The sequence below is a fragment of the Bovifimicola ammoniilytica genome, from assembly GCF_025567085.1.
Taxonomy (GTDB): Bacteria; Bacillota; Clostridia; order Lachnospirales; family Lachnospiraceae; genus Bovifimicola; species Bovifimicola ammoniilytica.
Map to the genome: position 1 here is coordinate 1 of NZ_JAOQJN010000011.1, position 23358 is coordinate 23358.

Consider the following 23358-nt stretch of genomic DNA (forward strand, 5'->3'; position numbering starts at 1 on the left):
CTATAATCCACCAATTTCCTATCTATCTTTATCCTCTCGTAAACTAACTAAATTATATAGAAATATGTTATAGTTGTCAACATATTTTTAATCAATGATAAATGTATTATATCCTGCTCTTCTTAATTTATCCTCCATTCTGACTGCATTATCAAGTACGGCAAATGCACCTGACTGTACCTTATACAGACCATTTTCAAGCACAATAAATGCAGGATATCCCTCATCTTTTAATTCATTTACTAACTCATCGGCATATTCCCTGTTTCTGTATGCCCCTACTTGTACTCTGTAAAGTTTCCTGTTGACTTCTGACTGGTTATTATTATGGTTATTATCATTAGAACTTCCCTCTATTTTGTCACAGCCTCCACCTATTGTCTCTATTATTCCCATAGCAATTGCCATCGCAATCTCATCAAAACTTTCATCAAATAATGCATTGTCCTTATCACTGTCAATAAAACCTGCCTCAACTAATATTGCAGGCATTCTTGTTCTCTTAAGAACTACCAGATTAGGTCTTTCTATAACGCCCCTGTTAATAAATCCCAACCTTGATAATCTAGAATTAATATTTCTTGCCATTTCAGCTTTAATTCCATTATCATTATATACAAGAGTTTCAACGCCACTTGTGGTATTGGGAACAGTATATGCATTTCTATGAATTGATACAAAGAAATCAGCATCAGAATTATTTGCTATAACAGCTTTCTCATATGGTGTATTATATACATCTGTTGTTCGTGTATATTCAACATTAACACAATTCTCCTGCAATATCCTGCCAATTTCCATCACAAGTCGCAAAGTATCATCTTTTTCTTTTCTTCCATTGTAGGTTGCACCGAAATCACTTCCGCCATGTCCGGCATCAAGTATTACAGTATATGCCATATATATCCTCTTTTTTTATATTTTTAATTATTCTATTCATATATTAAGTAAGGGTGTCTGTCTATTATATTAATACGCATAAATCTTAATCATTAAAATATTAATGATGATATCTGCAAAGTTTGCTATAATATATGCGATACGTACAAATTTTGACACTGTATTAATAATATGATAAAATATTTTTCGCTTTAAGCGAACATTTACGAAATTAAATAATGATTTTTTAATGAAAGGATTTAAACTATGCATCCATTATTGCATTTAGGACCTATAGAACTTCCTACATATGGAAGTATTATTTTCATAGGACTTGTAATCGGCGTTCTTGTAGCTGTTTTTACATCAAAAAAATATAATATTGAGAAACTTGATATTGTTTTATCGACTATTTTAGCAAGTGTAGGACTTATTGTCGGAGCAAAAATCTTATATCTTATAACTGTTATTCCTGAAATTATAAGAAATATAAGTTTTGTAAAAGGTCACGTATTAGAAACCATATCATACGCATTTGGCGGCTTCGTATTCTACGGCGGGCTTCTTGGTGCTTTATTTGGATACTGGTTCTATTGTAAATGGTTTAAAATTGATTTAGGTAAAGTTCTAAACATTATTGCCCCTGTTATTCCTTTAGTTCACGCATTTGGACGAATAGGTTGTTTTATGGGTGGCTGCTGTTATGGAATTGAATATCATGGTAAATTTGCTATACAATTTCCAGATAATGAATTTGTATCAGACTTAAGTGCTGTTCCACGTTTTCCAGTACAATTGTTAGAAGCACTTATTAACTTCATTCTTTTTATTGTTCTGATATTGATTGCACGTAAGATTCACAAAAGATATAGTATGTTTGGTCTGTACCTGATATGTTATGCCATCATTCGCTTTTCTTTGGAATTTCTTCGGGGAGATGTAGAACGTGGAATTGTATTAGGTGTTTCTACATCTCAATGGATTAGCCTGTTGCTTCTTCCTATTGGTTTCTATCTCATACTAAAAAAAGATAAAAAGGATATCTAATGATATTTGTTTAAATCGTCTGTATTAAATAAATTTGCATATGTATGAGTGAAGTTTGAATCGTAAAAATATCAATATCAAAACGGCTGTAATCAGATAGAGTATTAATATAATCCTCATTGATTACAACCGTTTTTTTACATTTTGTATTACATTTATTGTAATTTTTTTATTAGCTGGTTTTACTGGCCTGATGTCGAACTGTTGACATTTGAATTTTTGTTATTATCGTTATTATCATTATTAGTATTATTGTTTCTGTTATCTCTGTCTCCGTCTATTTTATCGGCAATATCATCTACTCCATCTACGATGTCATCTCCTATATCATCTACAATTCCACCATTACGGTCGTCTTTATGGTTTGTTTTATTAGTAGTATTTTCTCTGTTAGTTGCTGATGTCATTTCCTGACCATCGTTACCTGTTGTAGTGTCATTATTATTTTTATCATCTGTACCACAAGCTGTTGCGAAAATCATATAAGATGCTACAATAGCTGCAATAAGTAATATTTTACCTTTAAATCTGCGCTCTTTTTTCATTAAAATAAGCCTCCTAAGATTATATACTAAGAGATAAAAACTATATATCTCTTTATTAATATAACCATTTAGGAGACTTATTATAATTATTTATTCTGGAAAATAATGTTAATTTAATTATCCTATAACATCGCTCATATCGTAGAAACCTGCCGGCTGTTTTGCAAGAAATTTGGCTGCTTCAATGGCCCCTTTACCAAATACTCCTTTAGAATATGCTCTATGTGTAATCTGGATAACTTCATCAGGACCTGCAAATATTACATCATGATCACCAACTATTGTTCCACCTCTTACAGAAGAAATTCCTATTTCTTTCTTGCTTCTCTTCTCATGAATATTGCTTCTGTCATATACATATTTATATTCGCAATTTAATTGCTCATTAATAGTATCAGCTAACATAAGTGCTGTTCCACTTGGAGCATCTACTTTCTGATTATGATGTTTCTCGATTATCTCGATATCATAACCTGCATCTGAAAGTAATTTAGTAATATTACTAAGCACCTTCATTACTGTATTAATCCCAAGTGACATATTTCCAGATCTTAATACTGGTATCTCTTTACTCAGATTATGTGCAGCATAAATCTGTTCTTCAGATAATCCTGTTGAGCATAATACCAATGGTAAATTTCTCTTCTTACAGAATTCAAGTAGTTTATCTATAGCTTTAGCTGATGAAAAGTCTATTACAACATCGGCTGCAACATCACATTCATCTATATTTGTAAATACAGGATATGAATTCTCAATTGTGTCACAAATATCAATTCCTGCTACTATTTCTGAACCATTATCTTCTTCAACTAATTTAGATATAACCTGACCCATTTTACCATTACAGCCATGCATTATTATTTTTGTCATTTTAAAACTAACCTCTTTTCTATGTGTTTCTTATATGTTGTTTAGTTTATGATATTTTGAATTATTTTACATCAATTCCATAAGAAGTCATTGCGGCTTTTAATGTTTCTTTATGCACGTCTTCTATCTCTGTCAATGGTTTTCTAAGTGGTCCTACATTGAAGCCCATCATATTAAGTGCAGCTTTAACAGGAATAGGATTAACTTCACAGAATAATGCATCTATAACATTTAATGCCTCTAACTGTAATTTAAGACTCTCTTTAACATCTCCCTCAAGATATTTTGCTACGATATTATGTGTTTTTTCAGGTGCAATGTTAGAAAGAACCGAGATTACACCTTTTCCACCTAATGATAATACAGGTACAATCTGGTCATCATTTCCTGAATAAATATCAAATTCTAATTTATTCTCTCTGATGAGATTTGCAAGTTTAGCAACTTGCGAAATATTTCCACTTGCTTCTTTAATAGCTACTACATTAGATGCTTTTTTAGCAATCTTAATAGCTGTTTCAGGTAAAATATTGCAACCTGTACGACTTGGTACGTTATATAAAATAATAGGTACTTTTACACTATTTGCAACGGATGTGAAATGTTCAACAAGACCATTCTGAGTTGCCTTGTTATAATATGGTGTAACAATTAATAATCCATCTACTCCGTATTTTTCAGCTTCTGTTGAAAGATAAATAGCTGTTTCAGTACAGTTTGAACCTGTTCCAGCAACGACTGGAATTCTTTTTGCAACTTTATCTACTGCATATTTAATACATGCTAAATGTTCTTCATGAGTTAATGTAGAAGATTCACCTGTTGTTCCACAGATAATGATAGCATCTGTCTTGTTTGCTATCTGGTATTCGATTGTTTCTCCAAGTTTGTCAAAATTAACACTTCCGTCTGCGTTCATAGGTGTAACTATTGCAACACCTGCTCCTGTAAATATAGCCATAAAATCACCATGTGTTTCACATTACTATATAATATACATTATATACATAAATGTGAAAATGCCCGATAATTTGAACGACTGTGGGCTTCACTAATCCTTTTTTATTTTCTACCGTTCAAATTTTTTTACAAACGCTTTAAAATTTAAAAAGGAGCTAACCAAAACGGTCAGCTCCATAAATTCATATGATATTCACACGTCTGTAGCTCACCATCTCTATAAGATGACAGTCATATAGCTTTTAACCATATGCCCAAGATATATTCTCTCAGGAAGAATATTCTTTCGGCGTAACACCCTTTCACATGACTTCTTATGTGCCTGACACATCTGCCACATTACTGATATGATACGCAACCTCTACTAAAATATAATAATTTAAAACTATCTACTTGAATAATATCACTATATATATTTATTGTCAATGTAAATATGATAAAATTAGCACAATGCTTCTATGTTTGACACATAGTCAACATAATCTTTTAATTTCTCCGGCATAATCCTGCCAGTCATAATTATAATTGTATCATCTGATCTTGCATCAAGTATCGGATATAACTCTTCACATTCGATGATACCTTCATTAACTAAGGCTAAAACCTCATCTAGTATAAGAACGTCACACTCTCCAGTCACTAAGACTTTCTTAGCATAATTTAATCCGTTTCTCATATTAGTTATTTCTTCTCTTTTCTCGTCTTCCGAAAGATCGTTAAAACATATTTCCATTTTTTCAAAGCGAAAAAGCTTAATTTCAGGCTCTAGACGTTGAAAAAACCTGCTTTCATTGTCATTCTTCTCTTTCATAAATTGAACAACAATGACCTGGTTGCCATCAATAGCACTAAGTATACCTTTTCCTATGGCTGCTGAAGATTTACCTTCGCCATTTCCACAAAAAACCTGTACATATCCTTTTTCTGTCATTCCTATACCTCATCTATATAAGCAATAATCAATTTTGTATACCATAGCATATATTCTGATATTTTGCAACTCCGTATTAAAATGATAAAAATGTTTATTGATCAATATATTCTAATTTGCTGACAGATACTTCATATGCGGTATGCTTCTCTGTATCTGTTTCATTAATCTTTTTTACATAGTCCCTGCTCTGTACTCTTCCCCATATCTGTATTCTCTTACCAACTTCAAAGGATGATGCAAATCTTGCATTTCTTCCCCAGGCAATACATGGGATATAATCTGATTTACCATATGGTCTGTTTACTGCAATAAGTAAATCAGAAATTTCTCTACCAAGAGGTGTCTTTCTGTAAACTGGTGACTTGCATATGAATCCATCAAGGAAAATTTGATTTGTCTTTCCTGATTCTTCATTTTCATCAACAAGCTGCCAATCTCTTACAAAAATTGATAAAACCAACTTATTACGTGTTCCATCATGTTTATTATATGATCTGAACTGACCTGATGCTTCAACCAGATGACCTATATAGTTCTGTGTAACATCAACAAGTCTTTCTGACACCAATAATGGAATTGTGTCCGTCATATCGCTTAGTCTGTTGACTGCGACATCAACGGTATAGAACCCCTCACCAAACACCTGATGACTGTACCTGAATTCAGATGTAATTTCTCCTATTATACTTACTCGGTTGTTTTCAATAACCTTATCTACCATTGTATTTCTCCCTTCTGTAACCATGTTAGGTTTCTTAAATAATTTTATCTTTATCAGTATATGCATGCATATATGATTTTAGAATAATTTTTTTGATAATATGAAAATTTTTTATAAAATCTTATTCAAAAATTTCATACCTCACTTGAAATATATACGTTTTTGTTAAAAATTACAACCCCTAAATTTAATGATATTATATATTTTTCGGTTTTCTATTTGATAAAATGAAGAAATGTGTCGAAGATTATACTAATGATATAACTTAGAAGTTTATAGAATAAGTCGCCTTGCATTTATTTCGCCCCACCCCTGGTGATTTTTAGGCAGTCCAACGTCTATCGCAGTTTCATACATTTTCTTTTTAATCTCCTTATTAGTTAAATCCGGTTTACTTTCAAGCATTAAAGCAACAATTCCGGATACAATAGGAACAGCCATTGAAGTCCCACTCTTAGTTGAATATCCATTTTTATTATTACAGCTTATTATTCCTGTACCAGGACAGACAATTTCCGGCTTTACTACACATATTTTCGTTGGGCCTCTTCCAGAATAATTCTTTCTTCTGTCATTCCCCGATACCATATTATCATCACTTGCTCCAACTGTAATTACACTCTTAGCATTACCAGGTGCGGTAACACTTCCCTTATCTGGTCCGTTATTGCCGGCAGCCACTATTACAACAAAGCCAAGTTTCCAGAGTTCTTCAACTGCACTAACTAATCTTTCTGATTCGTTATCATCTGTTTTCTTAATAGAACCTACAGATATATTTACAATTCTTATATTAAATCTATCTCTGTTATCTATAATGAAATTAAGTCCCTTTTCTGCATTATCTATTTTACCATTCCCATTTTTATCAAGACATTTTAGCATTATTATCTTAGAAGCAGGGGCAATTCCCTTGAAACGTCCTTTTGATTTATAACCATTTCCTGCGATTATTCCTGATACATGTGAGCCATGCCCATTATCATCATAGGCTGTTTTTCGAATATTTATATAATCTTTAAAACATACTAAATTATCATTCAAATCTATATGATTAGAAATTCCGGTATCTAATACGGCTATACCTATATTCTTACCCGTAATCCCCATATTGTGGATATAATCTATATTAAAATGTTTTCTGATTCTGTCCAATAAAAATCACCTCATCAAATATATTAAATACATATATCTGCTTTGTTATAACGACAGACTTAAATTACGTCAATACGTTTAACTTTAATAAACAAATATGTTTTTATATATTAAATGAGGTGATTTAATTAATTGTAACTTGTTTTATTTTTTATATTCCCATGTCCGGATAAATACATAAATGTATTATCTTATAACATATGTGCTCTTAATTCTTCACCACTCTGAGCTGATAAATAAGCAGGTGCAATATCAAATACTGTCTTGCAACCTGTCTGTCCCTCAGCATTTAATCTTGCAGCAGCTCTTGCATATGCAATTAAAACAGAAGCTGTGAATTCGGGATTTGAATCAAGTTTAAGGCTATATTCGATAATGTGTGTATTTTCATCATTCCAGCCTGTTTTGCCACTTCTGATAACGAAACCACCATGAGGTATTCCGCTGTGGTTCTTCTTTAATTCTTCTTCTGTAATAAAATGAACTGTTGTATCATAATCAGCAAAATAGTTTGGCATATTCTTTATTTCTGATTCGATTCTTGCTTTATCTGCACCCTCTTCAGCTACAACGAAACATTCTCTTGTATGTTTCTGTCTTGTAGTAAGTTCAGGATTTAATCCGTTTCTTACAGCTTCAAGTGCGCTTTCTACAGGAATTGTATACTGTTTGCCATCTAATACGCCATCAATTCTTCTGATAGCATCTGAATGTCCCTGACTTACGCCCTTGCCCCAGAATGTATAATCACTTCCGTTTGTAAGAATTGCATTTGCATATAATCTGTTTAATGAAAACATTCCAGGATCCCAGCCTACTGAGATAATACCGATTTTACCACTCTTCTTAGCGACTTCATCTACGCCTGCGAAATGTTCAGGAATTTTTGCATGTGTATCAAAACTATCGATAACATTGAACATTTCAACATATTTTTTTGTCTGTTCAGGTAAATCTGTTGCACTACCACCACAAAGAATCATTACATCAATTTTATCTTTAAAATCTTTTACATCATTAATACTATATACCTTAACGTTTTCTGTCATAATTTTAACAACGTCAGGATTTCTTCTTGTAAATACAGCAACTAACTCCATATCATCATTATGTTTAATTGCACATTCAATTCCTCGTCCTAAATTGCCGTATCCAAGTATACCTATTCTTGTTTTCATTTTTACCTCCATGCCTGATGTATTTTACATTAGTACACCATTATACATATTTTTTTTACATATAAACTATATATTTCATCAACTTAATTGTCAAGTTCTTGTTAGAAGTTGTCCAAAAAGTATTGTCAAAAATAAGTTGTCCATAATGCATTGCCCAAAAGCATTGTTAAAAATAAGTTGTCCATAATGCATTATCCAAAATGTTATAGAACATTGTTTCAAAAGTAGTAAAATATCAACAGCCGGACAACTTCATTATAATTATCCATTCCAGAAGAAACTCCATTTATTTTAAGGTTGCTGTCGATAAATTTATCTGTAGCATCTGAAAGTGTATCTGTCGATACTAAAGATTTTTCTTCAATTTTGTTAAATACATCTTCTTTAACGAAAATAGTATCATCATATGCTCTCTTATCGATTTTATGCATATTCGCTTTCTCTTCTTCTGTTGCATATGTTTCGATATCGTCTAACAGATAATAAAATACACTGAGATACCCACTATATTGTATAAATTCATTATCTGATTCTATGCACGCGACAAATGAAAGATAATTTGCTTCATTTTCTCTTATATAGCCCTTAAGATGGCTTAATTCATGACAAATTGTGCTTGGCATATTGGAAATGTACATTAATTTGTTATAATTTGCTTCCATCGAAAATGGAAAATATATTCCAGCAAGATATTGCTGTGTCATTATATCTGAATAATATATTTCTTTAGGTGATGGATAATAGCCTGAAAGACAGGTAAATCTATCAGAAATATTTCTAAGTGCTGCCTTACATTCATTATAACTGTAATTTTTAATCAAATCGCCATCTGAATCTCTTTTCATTTTAGATGAAAGTTTATTAATGTTATCAACGACCGTATTGTATACATTTATCAGTCTCTCTCCATCTGATATATCTGAAGATAAATCTATGTCTTTATATAAAGTGTTTTCTATCGTTGTTGTATGATACAGAACAAAACAATTAAGTGTTTCTGTTGCATATATAAATATAAGGATATATACCACAATTTTAAAGTATATACGTCTTAGACTTTTAAGCCATTTATACTTCATAAAGCCAGCAATGAATATAATTAGGCCCATTAATACGATAAACACCCCCATTGTAATCATTACTTCGCCAACTGAATACCTGAATATATTTGTTATCCTTGAGAATATTGAAGATATATGCACAAACACATATTTTCTGTAAATATCTGCAAAACCTTTTATATAAACAGACATAAAATTAAGTACCGAAATAAATATTATAATTCCGATACATATAATTGTATTCTTTTTGAATTCGTGATTAATTAATTTTCTTAGCATATTATTATACAAAAAGATAACTCCATAAATATTTTGCAATATATATGGAGTTATCTGTATTTTTAAAAATTATTTTGCTGCATTAGCTTCTTTAATTTTAGCTGTTAACAATGGAACGATTTTGTTTAAATCTCCAACGATACCGTAATCTGCTACATCAAAGATTGGAGCATCTTCGTCTTTGTTAATTGCAATGATAAGGTCTGATTCTTCCATACCTGCAACGTGCTGGATAGCACCTGAGATACCGATTGCAAAGTAAACCTGTGGACGAACAGTTTTACCTGTCTGACCTACCTGACGGTCTACTGGTAACCAGCCATTATCTGTAACTGCTCTTGAACAAGAAACTTCTCCACCGAGAGCTTCTGCAAGTTCTTCAAGAAGTTTGAAGTTTTCAGCAGAACCAACACCACGACCACCAGATACAAGAATCTTAGCATCCATAATATCTACTGTCTCTGTAACTGCTTTGATAACTTCCTGAATCTCAACATATTTGTTGTTTTCAACTAAACCAGCATCAAAGTTAACAACTTCTGCCTTTGCACCTGGCTTAGGATCAGCTTTTTGCATAACACCTGCACGTACTGTAGCCATCTGAGGTCTGTGGTCTGGGCAAGCGATTGTTGCGATTGTATTTCCACCAAAAGCTGGACGAGTCATAAGAAGCTGATTATGTTTCTGTTCTTTACCAGGAATAGCATTGATTGGAAAATCACCAATTTCTAATGATGTACAGTCAGCTGTAAGACCTGTTGCAACTCTTGCAGATACAGTAGGACCTAAATCTCTACCGATTGCTGTTGCACCAACTAACATAATCTCTGGTTTGAATTCATTAATAACAGCTGTAAGAGCCTGTGCGTATGGCTCTGTTCTATATGTTTCAAGTGCTGGATTATCTACAACGATAACTCTGTCAGCGCCATATTCAGCTAACTTATCTGTTAAATTTCCAACATTTGATCCAAGAAGCACTGCTGTAACCTGTGTTTCTAATGGTTTTGCGAGTCTTCCTGCTTCTCCAAGTAATTCTAAAGCAATACTGCTTATTTCATTATCTACCTGCTGAGCGAAGACAAATACGCCTTTATATTCTTCTAAATTAATATTCTGCATTTTTAAATCTCCTCTCTGATTAAATAATGTGTTTTGTTAATAACTTATCCATGATATAAGATACTGATTCTTCTGCAGAGTCAAATGCAACTTTTTCACCAGCACCTTTACGAACTTTATCAGATGCTTTAGCAATCTTTGTTGGTGAACCTTTAAGACCAAGATCTCCATCATTAACATCTTTAAGGTCATTTCTTCCCCATACTGTTATTTCAGCATCAAGTGCATCAAAGATTCCACCTGGTGTCATATAACGAGGATCATTTAATTCAGAAAGTGCTGTAATTAATACAGGCATTTTGGCTTTAAGCATATGATGTCTGTCTTCGTACTGTCTCTTAACGATAACGCTGTCACCATCAATTTCTATACCTTCAGCATAAGAGATTACAGGGATTCCAAGATGTTCAGCAATCTGTGGTCCAACCTGAGCTGTATCACCATCGATAGCCTGACGTCCTGTAATAATAATATCATAGTCAAGATTTCTTAATGCACCTGCAATTGTTGTAGATGTTGCCCAAGTATCAGCACCACCTAAAACTCTATCTGTAACTAAAATTCCTTTGTCAGCGCCCATAGCCATAGCTTCACGAAGTACATCTTCAGCCTTTGGAAGACCCATTGTAACAACTGTAACTTCTGCACCGTACTGATCCTTTAATCTAAGAGCAGCTTCGAGACCTGCCTTATCATCTGGATTCATAATTGTAAGCATTGCTGCTCTATTTAATGTACCATCTGGGTTGAACTGAACTCCACCCTTTGTATCAGGTACCTGTTTTACACAAACGATAACTTTCACTATTAGTACCTCCTAAATTATTTGATGATGTTTGCTGCGATAACCATACGCTGAACTTCTGATGTTCCTTCATAGATTTCTGTAATCTTAGCGTCTCTCATCATTCTTTCAACATCATATTCTCTGATATAACCATATCCACCATGTAACTGAACAGCCTTTGTAGTTACTTCCATTGCAACTTCTGCTGCATATAACTTAGCCTGAGCAGCTTCAAGTGAGTAAACTTTCTGAGTTTCTTTTGCTTTAGCAGCTTTATATACTAATAATTTAGCAGCTTCTACTTTAGTAGCCATATCTGCTAACTGGAACTGTGTATTCTGGAACTGAGCAATTGATCTGCCGAACTGTTTTCTTTCCTGAACATAAGCGATTGTTGTCTCCAAAGCGCCCTCTGCAAGACCAAGAGCCTGTGCAGCGATACCAATACGTCCACCATCAAGTGTATGCATTGCGATACCGAAACCTTTACCTTTCTGTCCAAGTAAGTTTGCAGCTGGAATACGGCAATCTTCAAATATTAATTCGTATGTTGCTGAACCACGGATACCCATCTTCTTTTCTTTTGTACCAAATGTGAATCCTGGTGTTCCTTTTTCTACGATAAATGCAGAGATTTCTTTCTGCATACGGCCACGTTTTTCAACTTTTCCTGTAACAGCGATTACAATGTAAACATCAGCATATTTACCATTTGTAATGAAACATTTAGAACCATTTAATACCCATTCATTTGTTGCTTCATCAAATACGGCTTTTGTCTGCTGACCCTGAGCATCTGTACCGGCACCTGGTTCTGTAAGACCGAAAGCACCAAGCTTCTCACCCTTTGCAAGAGGTACTACATATTTCTGTTTCTGCTCTTCTGTACCATATGTTAAAATTGGGTCAATGCAAAGTGATGTATGAGCAGATACGATAACACCTGTTGTACCACATACTTTTGATAATTCTTCTACGCACATAACGTATGTTGAAACGTCACATCCCTGTCCGCCATATTCCTTTGGAACTGGAATACCAAGGAAACCATATTTAGCCATTTTAGCAACTGTCTCTGCTGGAAACTGTTCGTTTTCATCTGTCTCCTGAGCGAGTGGCTTAACTTCGTTTTCAGCAAATTCTTTGAAAAGATTTTTAGCCATTTCATGTTTCTTGCTTAAAGTAAAATCCATTTGTTTTCTTCCTCCTTAATGAGCATTACTGAGCGTCAACTGGTGTTTTTGTACGATCAGCATTGTATACATAAAATCCCTTACCAGATTTAACACCAAGGTTACCGCCACGTACCATTTTACGAATTAATGGGCATGCACGATATTTGCTGTCACCTGTTTCATTGTAAAGTACATCCATAATTGCAAGGCAGATATCTAAACCTACGAAATCACCTAATTCAAGTGGTCCCATTGGATGGTTAGCACCAAGTTTCATAGCAGCATCAATACCAGCGATATCTGAAACACCTTCCATTTTGATAAATGCAGCTTCATTAATCATAGGAATTAAGATACGGTTTACTACGAAACCTGCAGCTTCATTAACCTGTACAGGTGTTTTACCGATTTCTTTAGCAATCTCGATAATTTTAGTAACTGTCTCTGCTGGTGTGTTAACACCTGCGATAACTTCTACTAATTTCATTCTATCAGCAGGATTGAAGAAATGCATACCTATCATTGGACGAGTAAGACCATTTCCAATTTCTGTAATAGAAAGTGAAGATGTATTAGAAGCAAAAACACATTCAGGCTTACAGATTTTATCTAATTCGCCAAATGTTGTCTTCTTAACTTCCATATTTTCAAAAGCAGCTTCAACAACTAAATCACAATCTGCACAAAGATCTTCTTTAAGACCTGGTGTGATTCTTGATAAAACTGCATCAACCTGTTCCTGACTCATTTTTCCTTTTTCAACAAGTCTTGCATATCCTTTAGCAATCTTGTCTTTTCCGCCTTCAGCCCATTCCTGTTTGATGTCACAAAGTGCTACTGTGTAACCTTCAACAAGAGCGAAAGCTTTTGCGATTCCCTGGCCCATTGTACCAGCACCGATAACGCCAACTTTCATTTTTTTGCCTCCATTAGTTTAATATTATTGATAATTGATATCCATCATCTCTGATGGTAATTATAAATTTATAATAATGTCATTTGACACTATAATTAAATTTAGTACATTAATTATATTATTTATTCTGGAAAGGTACAACCTTTAATTTCTTTTCTTTATCTTTCTCAAGGAAGTTTCCCATTCCTGCTTTCTGGTCTTCTGTTTCGAAACAGTCACCGAATAATTTCTCTTCAATTACGATTGCTTCATCCATATTAACCTGTAAGCCATCATTAATTGCTTTCTTACAGTTACGAACTGCAATTGGTGCATTCTTAGCAATTGTCTCAGCAAGTTTCTTAGCTGCAGGAAGTAACTCTTCTAATGGATATACTGCATTAACAAGACCGATTCTTAATGCATCATCAGCTTTAATATTTCTTGCTGTATAGATCATCTGTTTAGCCATTCCAACACCAACGATTCTTGCAAGTCTCTGTGTTCCACCAAAACCTGGTGTAATTCCAAGACCTACTTCAGGCTGACCAAATACTGCATTCTCAGAACATATTCTGATATCACAGCTCATTGAAATCTCACATCCTCCACCAAGTGCAAAACCATTAACGGCTGCAATAACAGGGATAGAGAATGTTTCAAGTTTTCTGAATACATCATTACCTTTTTTACCGAAAGCTTCACCTTCAGCTTTTGTAAGTGTACTCATCTCTCCGATATCTGCACCTGCAACAAATGATTTCTCACCTGCGCCTGTAAGAATTAATGCTCTTATTGCATTTATATCAACATTGTCAAGTGTCTCATCTAACTCTGTTAATACTTGGCTGTTAAGTGCATTTAAAGCCTTTGGACGATTGATTGTAATAATGCCAACCATTCCTTCTACTTCATAATTAATGAATTCCATAATAAATTTCCTTTCTAAAACAGGCTGTACAGGAATCCGTACAGCCTGCAGTAATTGTTATTGTATCTTAAAAGTATTCAAGTGAATTCGTATGAATTAGTCTCTTTCAACGATTGTTGAGCAACCCATTCCACCACCGATACAAAGTGTTGCAAGACCTTTCTTAGCATCTTTAGCTTCCATCTCATGAAGAAGTGTAACAAGGATACGGCATCCTGAAGCTCCAACTGGATGACCAAGTGCGATTGCACCACCATTTGGATTTAACTGTTTGTCAACATCGATTCCTAAGTCTCTTCCTACTGCGATTGACTGTGCTGCAAATGCTTCGTTTGCTTCGATGATATCAAAGTCTTCAATCTTCATACCTGTCTTAGCTAATACTTTCTTTGTAGAATATACAGGACCGATACCCATAACTTCAGGTCTGCAGCCTGCAAGAGCGCCTGTTACCCATGTAGCCATAGGTTTAACACCTAATTCTTTAGCTTTTTCTTCACTCATAACAACGATTGCTGCAGCACCATCATTGATACCTGATGCATTACCTGCTGTAACAAATCCGTTAGGATTGATTGGACGAAGTTTAGCAAGACCTTCGATTGTAGAACCTGCACGAGGACCTTCATCTACTTTGAATTCAACTATTTCTTTTTTCTTCTTAACTGATACAGGTACGATTTCGTTATCAAATGCACCGTTCTTCTGAGCTGCTTCAGCTTTCTGCTGACTCTTTAATGCGAACTCATCTAATTCTTCTCTTGTAATTCCCCATTCTTCACAGATGTTATCTGCTGTCTTAATCATATGATAATCATTGAATGCATCCCAAAGAGCATCATTAACCATTGTATCTTTCATTACTGCATTACCCATTCTGTAACCGAAACGAGCCTTGTCTAATGCATATGGTGCCATAGACATATTTTCCATACCACCTGCAACTACGATATCAGCTTCTCCAGCCATAATCATATGAGCTGCCTGGTTAACACAGTTAAGACCCGAACCACATACAACGTTCATTGTAACTGCTGGTACTTCAATTGGTAAACCTGCTTTGATTGATGCCTGACGAGCAACGTTCTGACCCTGTCCTGCCTGGATTACACATCCCATGTAAACCTGATCTACCGCTTCTGGAGCAACTCCGGCTCTGTTTAATGCTTCTTTAATAACGATTGCACCTAACTCAGCTGCTGGTGTTGTGCTTAATGAGCCACCCATTGTACCAATTGCTGTACGACATGCGCCTGCTAAAACTACTTTTCTTGACATAAATGTAATACCTCCGATTTAATTTTAATAAGATTGTTAAATTTTTGTCAGGTTCAGACATAAAGACTATGTACCAAACTATCTTTGTTAATTTTATCACAATATATAAAATAATACAATCATAAATTATATTTTTATTTTATTTTTACAAATTAAAAAAATATAAGGAAACTGACCAAGCTATGCTACATAGAATTTAGTGTAAACAAAATTTGGAGGATTTAAAAATGAGTGATTTAGCTGCAACAAACTGTGGTGGAGGCTGTGGATGCGGAGACAACAATAACAACAGCTGTATCTGGTTAATCCTTATCCTATTATGCTGCTGTGGTAATAATGGAAACTGGGGTAACAACGGCTGCGGATGTGAGAACAATAGCTGTATCTGGATTATCATCTTACTTCTCTGCTGTGGTGGCAATGGAAATGGCGGCTGCTTCTTAGGCTGCTAATTTAAGTGATATTTCAAATATCATTATAATCATTTAATGTGATGGCTGACAATATAGCGTATTATTTGTGAAATGGAGTTAATTATGAAGAAAACAGACACAACTATAATAGAAACAGACACATCAATTTTCGAATATGATATGGACTGTATAAAATGTATGATGTCTACTAATACGTTTATATTGTTAGTCTGCATTAAATATGCATCAATTTAATTTTATTATCATATTTTTCATAAACTTTTCATAGTATTTAAAAAAATGAAAAACGCATAATGCAGAAATGAGTATCTGATGAGTTCAAACGATTTATTTTCAAACAAGCCACTTAATATTTTAAAGGCATCTCTGCCATATGTTCCATCTACTATGCAAAAAGTTATTTCCTATTATATAAAAATCGAGGAATTTAATATAATGAGAAATAGTTTTAATACCTCTCACGATAACTTGCTAAGTGCCTGCGATAATGGTTCTGATAATAATCATAAGAATAAACCTATTGAATTAATCAATGCCGTAAAGCCTTATCTTAATACCGAAGAAAAGAATTTAATCGATATGTTTATGAATATGGTAAATGCATTTAATATGTATAACACATATAAATCTTTAAATCTTCCTGCCCTACGTCCCGAGTCTTTTAATTTTAATAATCCGGATGGTCCAGTTTATAATTCGGGTAATAAATCTGACGCTTCTAACATAGAAAATGGCAGTTTTATTAATGGTACAGATTATGATAATGACAATCCTAATAACAAACAGAGTAATTCATCACCTGACAATATTCCTGCTAATATTGATATTGATGCTTTGAAGAATATGCTTTCACCAAGCCAGCGTGCAATGTTTGACACTTATTCTTCCTTGCTTAATAAAAACAAATAAAATCTTAATATGGAGAGTAATTTTATGGATAACTATAATAACATATCAGGAATTTCACCTGAAAAACTCAATCTTTTATCAGAAATTATAAGGCAGTCAGAAAATGTATCTTCCGAAAATCTCATACCATTTTTTCTGAATGCTGCCGCAACTGCCAATGCTAAAGGAATTAATTTCTCAGATGCCGAAACTGATGTTATAATAAATGCCTTAAAAACAAATATGACTAAAGAGCAGATATCTAAATTAGATACCGTTAGAAAATTAGCAAAAATTATATCATCGAATCGTGCAGGCTGATTTCCTGCACAATTTGATTCTTACGTACTATGAAAATTCGTTGAAATTGTTCTGGTAAGCAAAAACGCTCCGCAAGGATTGCACTGCGTCGGAGCAGAAAATGTTTCTATCGTAATCCGCCGCAGGCGAAGAATGTCGCAGGCGACATTCTTTATTCTAAATTAATTGTTCAAAATCAATTAATACTGAAACAGTCAGTGAAAATACTCAGACATCATACATACACCACTTGCCCCGGCATTTATCACTTCTTTCATATTATCTTTATTAATCCCGCCAACTCCGTACACTGGTATATCTGTCGATTTACAAATATTTTCAATAAAATCAAGTCCTCGCGGTACTTTACCTTTCTTACATTCAGTATTAAATATATGTCCTGCAATATAATAATCAGGTTTAAATCTGCATGTTTTCTCTATATCATTTATGGAGTGAATGGATATTCCAAATATTTCTATCTCTTTTTGTATATAATTAATAATATTATTAATCTCTGTATTGCTAACCCCGGTATAAATATTATTAATATTTTTATCAGCAATATCGTTTCTGATACTATTAAAACTGCTATTTCGATTACCAAAATCAGATGTTTCCAGCTTATCTAATGTATAAACCGGCATATGTACATTTCTGCATCCTGTATTATTAATTATTTCAAATAATTCAAAGGTATTTTGTACATTTCCAAGGTTCATAATTATTTTCGTCTGCGTATCAGGAAATATATTATGTATATGAAGTTGAATATCATTTACAAATTTTATATATTCTTGTATCGATAAATCTTTTTCTCTTATAATAATGTATCTCACATTATCTTCTAATGCGGTATCGATAGCTTCATCAAATGAACGATTCCTACAAAGTTTTCTGTTTGTGATAGCAATTATATTATTCATAGTATCAGACATAAATATATTCACTCATTACAGGTGTAAGTCCCTGTTTTTTTATTGCATTATATACCTCACTTACTGAACGTGAGTCAGAGATTTCAAACTGTTCATCACCTTTTTTCTCTTCTCCATGTCCGCCTACGCCTACTCCCACCCCTGCTGAAATCTTTGTTGCGGCAATATTTATTATATTATTTCTGAATCTTTCACACTCTCTTGTTGATATTGTTATGCTTGCAAATGGCATAAACAATCTGTAGGCACAGATTATCTGTAAAAGCTGTGGCTCATGGACATCTTTAGGATTAATCTTATCATTATTAATTATAGGCCTGAGTCTCGGACACGAAAATGCTATCTCTGCATGAGGGTACTTCTTTTGGATAAGATATGCATGTATTCCTGTTGCAAATGCATCTTTTCTAAAATCATCAAGTCCTAATAACGCTGCAAAACCAACTCCTCTCATTCCACCCATTAATGCTCTTTCCTGTGCATTAACTCTATAAGGAAAAATTCGTTTATGTCCTGCAAGATGTAATGTCTCATACTTATCAGAATTATATGTCTCCTGAAATACAGTGACATAATCAGCACCACATTTATGTAAATAAGCATATTCATCAGAATTCATCGGATATACTTCTAAGCCAACTAATTTAAAATATTTTCTTGCTATTTTACAGGCTTCTCCGATATATTTCACATTAGACATTTTCTTACTCTCACCGGTAAGTAAAAGTATTTCTTCTAATCCTGTATCTGCAATTGCTTTCATTTCCTTTTCTATTTCTTCGTAAGTAAGTTTCGCCCTATGTATCTTATTATGACAGTTAAAACCACAATAGATACAATAGTTTTCACAATAATTTGCTATGTATAATGGCGTAAACATATATATGGAATTTCCGAAATGTTTTCTCGTTTCTATCTGGGCTTTTCTAGCCATCTCTTCTATATATCCAGATGCAGCAGGTGATAATAATGCCGCAAAATCTTCTGCACTAAGAACCTCTTTACTGAGTGCTTCTAAAACATCGTCCTTAGTATATTCATCCGGATTGTATGCATTCATTTTGTTAATTACTTCATCAGCAATGCCAGAATCTATCACTTCCATATCAGGAAGATAATCCATATGATTAATTCGGTTTTCTTTTCTATTTTCTGCTATTTCCATATTTCCTCATTTCTGAGCGATTTCTCTTCTGCCATAAGTGCTATTTATTTTCGCTCCGAAACAAATAGCTATGTACAAAATACTCGTATCGAAGATTATTTTTCTAAAAATCCTGTAAGTGGTGATGATGCCTCCGAACCACTGTTTAACACACGACCAGTCTTGGCTAAATATGCACTTCTTCCGGCTTCAATGGCTTTTCTGAATGCTTCAGCCATTAAAGGAATGTTTTTAGCTGTAGCAATTGCCGTATTAGACATTATCGCAGCAGCTCCCATCTCCATAGCTTCGCATGCCTGCGATGGCTTGCCTATTCCAGCATCTACTATTATTGGTAAATCAATTTCGTCAATTAGTATCTGTATAAAATCTTTTGTACAAAGTCCTCTGTTTGTTCCAATAGGTGCTGCAAGTGGCATAATTGAAGCAGCACCCGAATCTCTTAATGCTCTTGCAACATTTAAGTCCGGATACATATAAGGCATAACTACAAAACCATCTTTCACAAGTATTTCGGTTGCCTTGATTGTCTCATAATTATCAGGCAATAAATACTTTGTATCTTTCATTATTTCTATCTTGATAAAATCACCACAACCTAATTCTCTTGCAAGTCTTGCTATTCTTACGGCTTCATCAGCATTTCTTGCTCCTGATGTATTAGGAAGAAGTGTTACATTTTCTGGTATATAATCAAGTATATTTTCCATACTTGTACTATTAGCTCTTCTAAGTGCTAATGTAATTATCTCAGCTTTCGCATTCTCAACTGCTGACTTAATAAGTTCTAGCGAATACTTTCCTGAACCTAAGATGAATCGTGAATTAAACGAATGACCTCCGATTACTAATTTATCATTTTCTTTTTCTGATATTGTCATTTTTCCACATAATCTGATTAGTTTTATCTATCAGATTCCTTTCTTAATTCATTTTTATATAAACTTTTATTTACACTTTTTTAAAATTATAAATCAACCTTGCCATCTGACAGAATCAGATTAGCTACGACATTTGCCTGATGCATAGCACAGGCACTCACCCGTGGAGACATAAGTGTTCCTTCAATTTCAATACCATTTTCTAAGTCACCACAGATATATAACCTATCTCCAAACTGTCTGGTTCTGATAAGATTAACGCTTTTTATACCTGCCATACCATTTCCGGAGATTATGATTTTATCTTCCGACTTTGATAATATTTCATCAATTATTTCAGATTTAGTCTCGCCTTTATCAAAGGCTTCACAGATTATCTTATAATCTCCTAGAATTTCTAGCACATTTTTTCTTGTAATCCTGGTATTTATAGTATTAACCTTAAGATATGGATTGATTTCTGATATTTCTTCTTTAATACATTCTGTCTTATATCTTCCGATGTGTTCTAATCTGTAATTCTGTCTGAATATATTTGTGATATCCACAACATCGAAATCTACCAGAAGCATTTCACCAATCCCCATTCTTGCACACGCTATAGCAATATTAGAACCTAATCCACCCAATCCCATAATTGCAACTTTTGAATTAGTTAACTTAGCCTGTCCCTCTTTAGTGTGCCTAATCTCAAGTGCTTTTTTTATCTCTTCTCTTGTAATTATATCAGCCACCTCCTACAAACGTCACTACTTCTATTACATCATCAGCACCTGGAACATATTTACCATACATATTCTTCGGTATTATGTTCCCATTACATTCAACTGCTACATATTTTATTTTATAGCCATTATCTGTTAATAATTCTTCAATATTCTTATATGTGGCAGCAGTTATTTTTCCATTTATTTTCATAATAATCCTCATTTCTGCTCCGCCGCAGTGTGATCTTCGCGGAGCTTTTTTGCTTACCAGGACAATTTCAACGAAATTTCCTGGTAAGCAAAAAAGCCACACAAAAAGATACACCCAAGGTGGTGTACCCCTTCGTGTGACTTTTGTCTGCACTCTGTGTGTTAAGATAGCATAATATTTTATATAAGTCAATATATAATAAGTCATATTTTTATTTTTATATTTATATCTCTCTAGTAATTCTATCTAAGAATTCTTTCTCTTTACTGTCTAAAAATGGAGAAATTATTTTATTGACATTTTTGTGATAGTCATTTAAGAGCATTTTCTCATGCTCATCTAACATATCAATATTAATTGCGTTTATGTCAAATGGTACTATTGTCAGGGTTTCAAATTCCATAAAACGTCCAAAATCATTTTTTTCTCTTTCTTTACATACAATCATATTCTCAAGTCGTATTCCGTATTTACCTGTTATATATACACCTGGCTCGTTAGATGTAATCATACCTGGTTCAATGACGGCACTCAGATTCTTACCTTTTCCAAGTCTCCATCTGATATTATTAGGTCCCTCATGTACATTCATAAGATATCCCACACCATGTCCTGTTCCATGATTGTAGTCAAGTCCTTTACGCCATAATGCACTTCTGGCAAGAATATCTAAGTTTGCACCCGTAAGCCCATATAGGAATTTCGCATCTCCAAGAGCTAAATTACCTTTAAGGACGAGTGTATAATTATCTTTTTCTTCTTTCGTAAGTTCTCCACAGGCTAGGGTTCTCGTAATATCAGTTGTTCCTTCAAGATAATGAGCACCTGTATCTATAAGAACAAATGATTTATCCTGCAATTCTATGTTTGATGCCTCATCAGGCGAATAATGTACGATTGCACCATGACTTCCATAAGCCAGAATAGCCTCAAAACTCTCTTCAATGAAGCCTTCCATCTTTGAACGTTCCTCTAGTAATTTGTTCGCTATATCTAACTCAGTAATGCCTTTACTGATATTTTGATTAAACCAATATAAGAATTTGACATATGCAATTCCGTCCTTAATATGTGCTTTGGCTTCATTTAGGACTTCTGTCTCATTTTTCATTGCCTTCATCTTAGTTGTCGGATTAACCATATTAAGAATCTTGCCTTTAAATAATTTCTTATATAACAGATAATTTATCTTATCAATGTCTGCAAGTATAGGTCTGCCTTTAGATATCAATATCATCTTAGGTAAATCATTATATATTTCATTATAATCCTTAATTTCAACATTTATCCCTTTAAGATATTCACTTATTTTAGAGACAGAACACTGATTGCAATAAAGTGTTATCTTACTGTCAGTTACTGTAAGATAGCTTAATAATAATGGACTATATTCTATATCATTTGCACGAATATTTAAAAGCCATGCTATATCATCCAAAGTTGTTATAATATGTCCATATACATTTAATTCTGACATTCTGTCTCGCAATCTTTCTATCTTAGATACAGCACTTTCACCACTGTATTCTTCATCAAGTATAAATGCATCAGAACCCGGAAGTTCAGGTCTGTCCTGCCATATCTCGGCTGATAGATCTACATCTGATACAATACGTACTACTTTACCACAATTCTCAATCTTTCTTCTAAGATTAATGACAGATGAAGCAACCATACATCTTCCGTCAAAGCCAAGAATCATATCATCTTCTAATCTGCTGAGCATAAACTCGTCAATTGTAGGAACACCCTCCATTTCCGCTCTGTATAAAACAATCTCACTGTCTTTTAATTCATCTTCTGCCTGCAGAAAATATCTGCCGTCAGTCCAAAGTCCTGCTTCATTCATTGTTACAATTAATGTTCCGGCTGAACCTGTAAAACCTGAAATGTATTCCCTTACTTTAAAATAATCACCTACAAATTCTGAACTGTGATAATCATCAGTAGGAATGTAATATATATCGATGTCGTGTTTTCTCATAACATCTCTTAATTCTTTGATTCTATCCAT

At 33.7% G+C, this 23358-nt stretch carries 26 protein-coding genes and 1 riboswitch; of the genes, 5 read left to right on the plus strand and 21 right to left on the minus strand.

All coding sequences use genetic code 11. From position 1 onward, the window contains the following. Positions 1–87: 87 nt before the first annotated feature. A complete protein-coding gene (locus tag OCV48_RS12410; protein WP_021983484.1) occupies positions 88–900 on the minus strand; it encodes an N-acetylmuramoyl-L-alanine amidase in 813 nt (270 codons plus the stop codon). A gap of 246 nt (positions 901–1146) precedes the next feature. On the opposite strand from OCV48_RS12410, the gene OCV48_RS12415 reads away from it, so the two are divergent. Next, positions 1147–1926: a prolipoprotein diacylglyceryl transferase gene (locus OCV48_RS12415; RefSeq protein WP_021983483.1), complete on the plus strand. Its 780-nt coding sequence runs from the start codon at positions 1147–1149 to the stop codon at positions 1924–1926. Positions 1927–2108: 182 nt separating this feature from the next. Here the strand turns inward: OCV48_RS12415 and OCV48_RS12420 are convergent, their stop codons facing one another. From OCV48_RS12420 to OCV48_RS12485, 14 genes are all read right to left on the minus strand, one after another. Then, positions 2109–2471 carry a hypothetical protein gene (locus OCV48_RS12420; RefSeq protein ID WP_021983482.1) on the minus strand — a complete coding sequence of 121 codons (363 nt, stop codon included), beginning with the start codon at positions 2469–2471 and terminating at the stop codon, positions 2109–2111. A gap of 117 nt (positions 2472–2588) precedes the next feature. Next, a complete protein-coding gene (dapB, locus tag OCV48_RS12425; RefSeq protein ID WP_021983481.1) occupies positions 2589–3344 on the minus strand; it encodes a 4-hydroxy-tetrahydrodipicolinate reductase in 756 nt (251 codons plus the stop codon). Between the two features lie 61 nt (positions 3345–3405). Continuing rightward, positions 3406–4305, minus strand: coding sequence for a 4-hydroxy-tetrahydrodipicolinate synthase (dapA, locus tag OCV48_RS12430; protein WP_021983480.1), 900 nt, complete (start codon positions 4303–4305; stop codon positions 3406–3408). A 195-nt stretch (positions 4306–4500) separates the two neighbouring features. After that, positions 4501–4676: riboswitch (Lysine riboswitch) on the minus strand. A 70-nt stretch (positions 4677–4746) separates the two neighbouring features. Further along, entirely contained in the window at positions 4747–5235 is a 489-nt protein-coding gene (locus OCV48_RS12435) for a cob(I)yrinic acid a,c-diamide adenosyltransferase (protein ID WP_021983479.1), read from the minus strand. A gap of 94 nt (positions 5236–5329) precedes the next feature. Continuing rightward, entirely contained in the window at positions 5330–5959 is a 630-nt protein-coding gene (locus OCV48_RS12440) for a single-stranded DNA-binding protein (RefSeq protein WP_021983478.1), read from the minus strand. 273 nt (positions 5960–6232) lie between these two features. Next, on the minus strand, positions 6233–7114 hold the full coding sequence (locus tag OCV48_RS12445) for a S8 family peptidase (protein ID WP_147592109.1): 882 nt from the start codon (positions 7112–7114) through the stop codon (positions 6233–6235). 191 nt (positions 7115–7305) lie between these two features. Continuing rightward, complete coding sequence (locus OCV48_RS12450) at positions 7306–8292, minus strand: diaminopimelate dehydrogenase (protein WP_147592110.1); 987 nt, start codon at positions 8290–8292, stop codon at positions 7306–7308. A 218-nt stretch (positions 8293–8510) separates the two neighbouring features. Beyond that, complete coding sequence (locus tag OCV48_RS12455) at positions 8511–9644, minus strand: DUF3810 domain-containing protein (protein ID WP_147592111.1); 1134 nt, start codon at positions 9642–9644, stop codon at positions 8511–8513. Between the two features lie 57 nt (positions 9645–9701). Beyond that, positions 9702–10745, minus strand: a complete 1044-nt coding sequence (locus tag OCV48_RS12460) for an electron transfer flavoprotein subunit alpha/FixB family protein (protein WP_394803289.1) — start codon at positions 10743–10745, stop codon at positions 9702–9704. Positions 10746–10773: 28 nt separating this feature from the next. Further along, positions 10774–11559 carry an electron transfer flavoprotein subunit beta/FixA family protein gene (locus tag OCV48_RS12465; protein ID WP_021983473.1) on the minus strand — a complete coding sequence of 262 codons (786 nt, stop codon included), beginning with the start codon at positions 11557–11559 and terminating at the stop codon, positions 10774–10776. A gap of 17 nt (positions 11560–11576) precedes the next feature. Further along, positions 11577–12734, minus strand: a complete 1158-nt coding sequence (locus tag OCV48_RS12470) for an acyl-CoA dehydrogenase (protein ID WP_021983472.1) — start codon at positions 12732–12734, stop codon at positions 11577–11579. A gap of 25 nt (positions 12735–12759) precedes the next feature. Then, positions 12760–13632 (minus strand): 3-hydroxyacyl-CoA dehydrogenase family protein, encoded by an 873-nt coding sequence (locus OCV48_RS12475; RefSeq protein WP_021983471.1) that lies wholly within the window; start codon positions 13630–13632, stop codon positions 12760–12762. 118 nt (positions 13633–13750) lie between these two features. Continuing rightward, positions 13751–14542, minus strand: coding sequence for an enoyl-CoA hydratase-related protein (locus tag OCV48_RS12480; RefSeq protein WP_147592112.1), 792 nt, complete (start codon positions 14540–14542; stop codon positions 13751–13753). 96 nt (positions 14543–14638) lie between these two features. Further along, complete coding sequence (locus OCV48_RS12485) at positions 14639–15820, minus strand: acetyl-CoA C-acetyltransferase (protein WP_021983469.1); 1182 nt, start codon at positions 15818–15820, stop codon at positions 14639–14641. Positions 15821–16047: 227 nt separating this feature from the next. On the opposite strand from OCV48_RS12485, the gene OCV48_RS12490 reads away from it, so the two are divergent. The 4 genes from OCV48_RS12490 (at position 16048) to OCV48_RS12505 (ending at position 17463) form a co-directional block, all read left to right on the plus strand. Next, positions 16048–16272 carry a hypothetical protein gene (locus OCV48_RS12490; protein ID WP_021983468.1) on the plus strand — a complete coding sequence of 75 codons (225 nt, stop codon included), beginning with the start codon at positions 16048–16050 and terminating at the stop codon, positions 16270–16272. 84 nt (positions 16273–16356) lie between these two features. After that, a complete protein-coding gene (locus OCV48_RS12495; RefSeq protein ID WP_021983467.1) occupies positions 16357–16488 on the plus strand; it encodes a hypothetical protein in 132 nt (43 codons plus the stop codon). Between the two features lie 78 nt (positions 16489–16566). Then, positions 16567–17163 (plus strand): hypothetical protein, encoded by a 597-nt coding sequence (locus tag OCV48_RS12500; protein ID WP_147592113.1) that lies wholly within the window; start codon positions 16567–16569, stop codon positions 17161–17163. Positions 17164–17187: 24 nt separating this feature from the next. Continuing rightward, a complete protein-coding gene (locus OCV48_RS12505; RefSeq protein ID WP_021983465.1) occupies positions 17188–17463 on the plus strand; it encodes a hypothetical protein in 276 nt (91 codons plus the stop codon). A 194-nt stretch (positions 17464–17657) separates the two neighbouring features. Here OCV48_RS12505 and OCV48_RS12510 read toward each other — a convergent pair whose 3' ends face one another. From OCV48_RS12510 to OCV48_RS12535, 6 genes are all read right to left on the minus strand, one after another. Then, complete coding sequence (locus OCV48_RS12510; protein WP_262559841.1) at positions 17658–18380, minus strand: thiamine phosphate synthase; 723 nt, start codon at positions 18378–18380, stop codon at positions 17658–17660. Next, entirely contained in the window at positions 18373–19545 is a 1173-nt protein-coding gene (gene thiH, locus OCV48_RS12515) for a 2-iminoacetate synthase ThiH (protein ID WP_147592114.1), read from the minus strand. Before thiH ends, OCV48_RS12510 begins: the two co-directional genes overlap by 8 nt. Positions 19546–19640: 95 nt before the next feature. Next, positions 19641–20426: a thiazole synthase gene (locus tag OCV48_RS12520; RefSeq protein WP_147592115.1), complete on the minus strand. Its 786-nt coding sequence runs from the start codon at positions 20424–20426 to the stop codon at positions 19641–19643. 86 nt (positions 20427–20512) lie between these two features. Then, on the minus strand, positions 20513–21160 hold the full coding sequence (gene thiF, locus OCV48_RS12525; RefSeq protein WP_021983461.1) for a sulfur carrier protein ThiS adenylyltransferase ThiF: 648 nt from the start codon (positions 21158–21160) through the stop codon (positions 20513–20515). Next, complete coding sequence (gene thiS, locus OCV48_RS12530; RefSeq protein ID WP_262559842.1) at positions 21153–21344, minus strand: sulfur carrier protein ThiS; 192 nt, start codon at positions 21342–21344, stop codon at positions 21153–21155. The genes thiF and thiS overlap by 8 nt, the downstream gene beginning before the upstream one ends. Positions 21345–21567: 223 nt before the next feature. Beyond that, positions 21568–23358, minus strand: coding sequence for an aminopeptidase P family protein (locus OCV48_RS12535; RefSeq protein WP_147592116.1), 1791 nt, complete (start codon positions 23356–23358; stop codon positions 21568–21570).

Bases quoted from the DNA above. Each gene is read 5' to 3' on its own strand.
- thiS (WP_262559842.1), bottom strand. From the start codon at position 21,344: ATGAAAATAAATGGAAAAATAACTGCTGCCACATATAAGAATATTGAA.
- OCV48_RS12450 (WP_147592110.1), bottom strand. From the start codon at position 8,292: ATGAAAACAAGAATAGGTATACTTGGATACGGCAATTTAGGACGAGGA.
- OCV48_RS12420 (WP_021983482.1), bottom strand. From the start codon at position 2,471: ATGAAAAAAGAGCGCAGATTTAAAGGTAAAATATTACTTATTGCAGCT.
- OCV48_RS12520 (WP_147592115.1), bottom strand. From the start codon at position 20,426: ATGACAATATCAGAAAAAGAAAATGATAAATTAGTAATCGGAGGTCAT.
- OCV48_RS12495 (WP_021983467.1), top strand. From the start codon at position 16,357: ATGAAGAAAACAGACACAACTATAATAGAAACAGACACATCAATTTTC.
- OCV48_RS12415 (WP_021983483.1), top strand. From the start codon at position 1,147: ATGCATCCATTATTGCATTTAGGACCTATAGAACTTCCTACATATGGA.
- OCV48_RS12535 (WP_147592116.1), bottom strand. From the start codon at position 23,358: ATGGATAGAATCAAAGAATTAAGAGATGTTATGAGAAAACACGACATC.
- OCV48_RS12490 (WP_021983468.1), top strand. From the start codon at position 16,048: ATGAGTGATTTAGCTGCAACAAACTGTGGTGGAGGCTGTGGATGCGGA.
- OCV48_RS12500 (WP_147592113.1), top strand. From the start codon at position 16,567: ATGAGTTCAAACGATTTATTTTCAAACAAGCCACTTAATATTTTAAAG.
- OCV48_RS12435 (WP_021983479.1), bottom strand. From the start codon at position 5,235: ATGACAGAAAAAGGATATGTACAGGTTTTTTGTGGAAATGGCGAAGGT.
- OCV48_RS12485 (WP_021983469.1), bottom strand. From the start codon at position 15,820: ATGTCAAGAAAAGTAGTTTTAGCAGGCGCATGTCGTACAGCAATTGGT.
- OCV48_RS12505 (WP_021983465.1), top strand. From the start codon at position 17,188: ATGGATAACTATAATAACATATCAGGAATTTCACCTGAAAAACTCAAT.
- dapB (WP_021983481.1), bottom strand. From the start codon at position 3,344: ATGACAAAAATAATAATGCATGGCTGTAATGGTAAAATGGGTCAGGTT.
- dapA (WP_021983480.1), bottom strand. From the start codon at position 4,305: ATGGCTATATTTACAGGAGCAGGTGTTGCAATAGTTACACCTATGAAC.
- OCV48_RS12475 (WP_021983471.1), bottom strand. From the start codon at position 13,632: ATGAAAGTTGGCGTTATCGGTGCTGGTACAATGGGCCAGGGAATCGCA.
- OCV48_RS12440 (WP_021983478.1), bottom strand. From the start codon at position 5,959: ATGGTAGATAAGGTTATTGAAAACAACCGAGTAAGTATAATAGGAGAA.
- OCV48_RS12470 (WP_021983472.1), bottom strand. From the start codon at position 12,734: ATGGATTTTACTTTAAGCAAGAAACATGAAATGGCTAAAAATCTTTTC.
- OCV48_RS12510 (WP_262559841.1), bottom strand. From the start codon at position 18,380: ATGTCTGATACTATGAATAATATAATTGCTATCACAAACAGAAAACTT.
- thiH (WP_147592114.1), bottom strand. From the start codon at position 19,545: ATGGAAATAGCAGAAAATAGAAAAGAAAACCGAATTAATCATATGGAT.
- OCV48_RS12410 (WP_021983484.1), bottom strand. From the start codon at position 900: ATGGCATATACTGTAATACTTGATGCCGGACATGGCGGAAGTGATTTC.
- OCV48_RS12480 (WP_147592112.1), bottom strand. From the start codon at position 14,542: ATGGAATTCATTAATTATGAAGTAGAAGGAATGGTTGGCATTATTACA.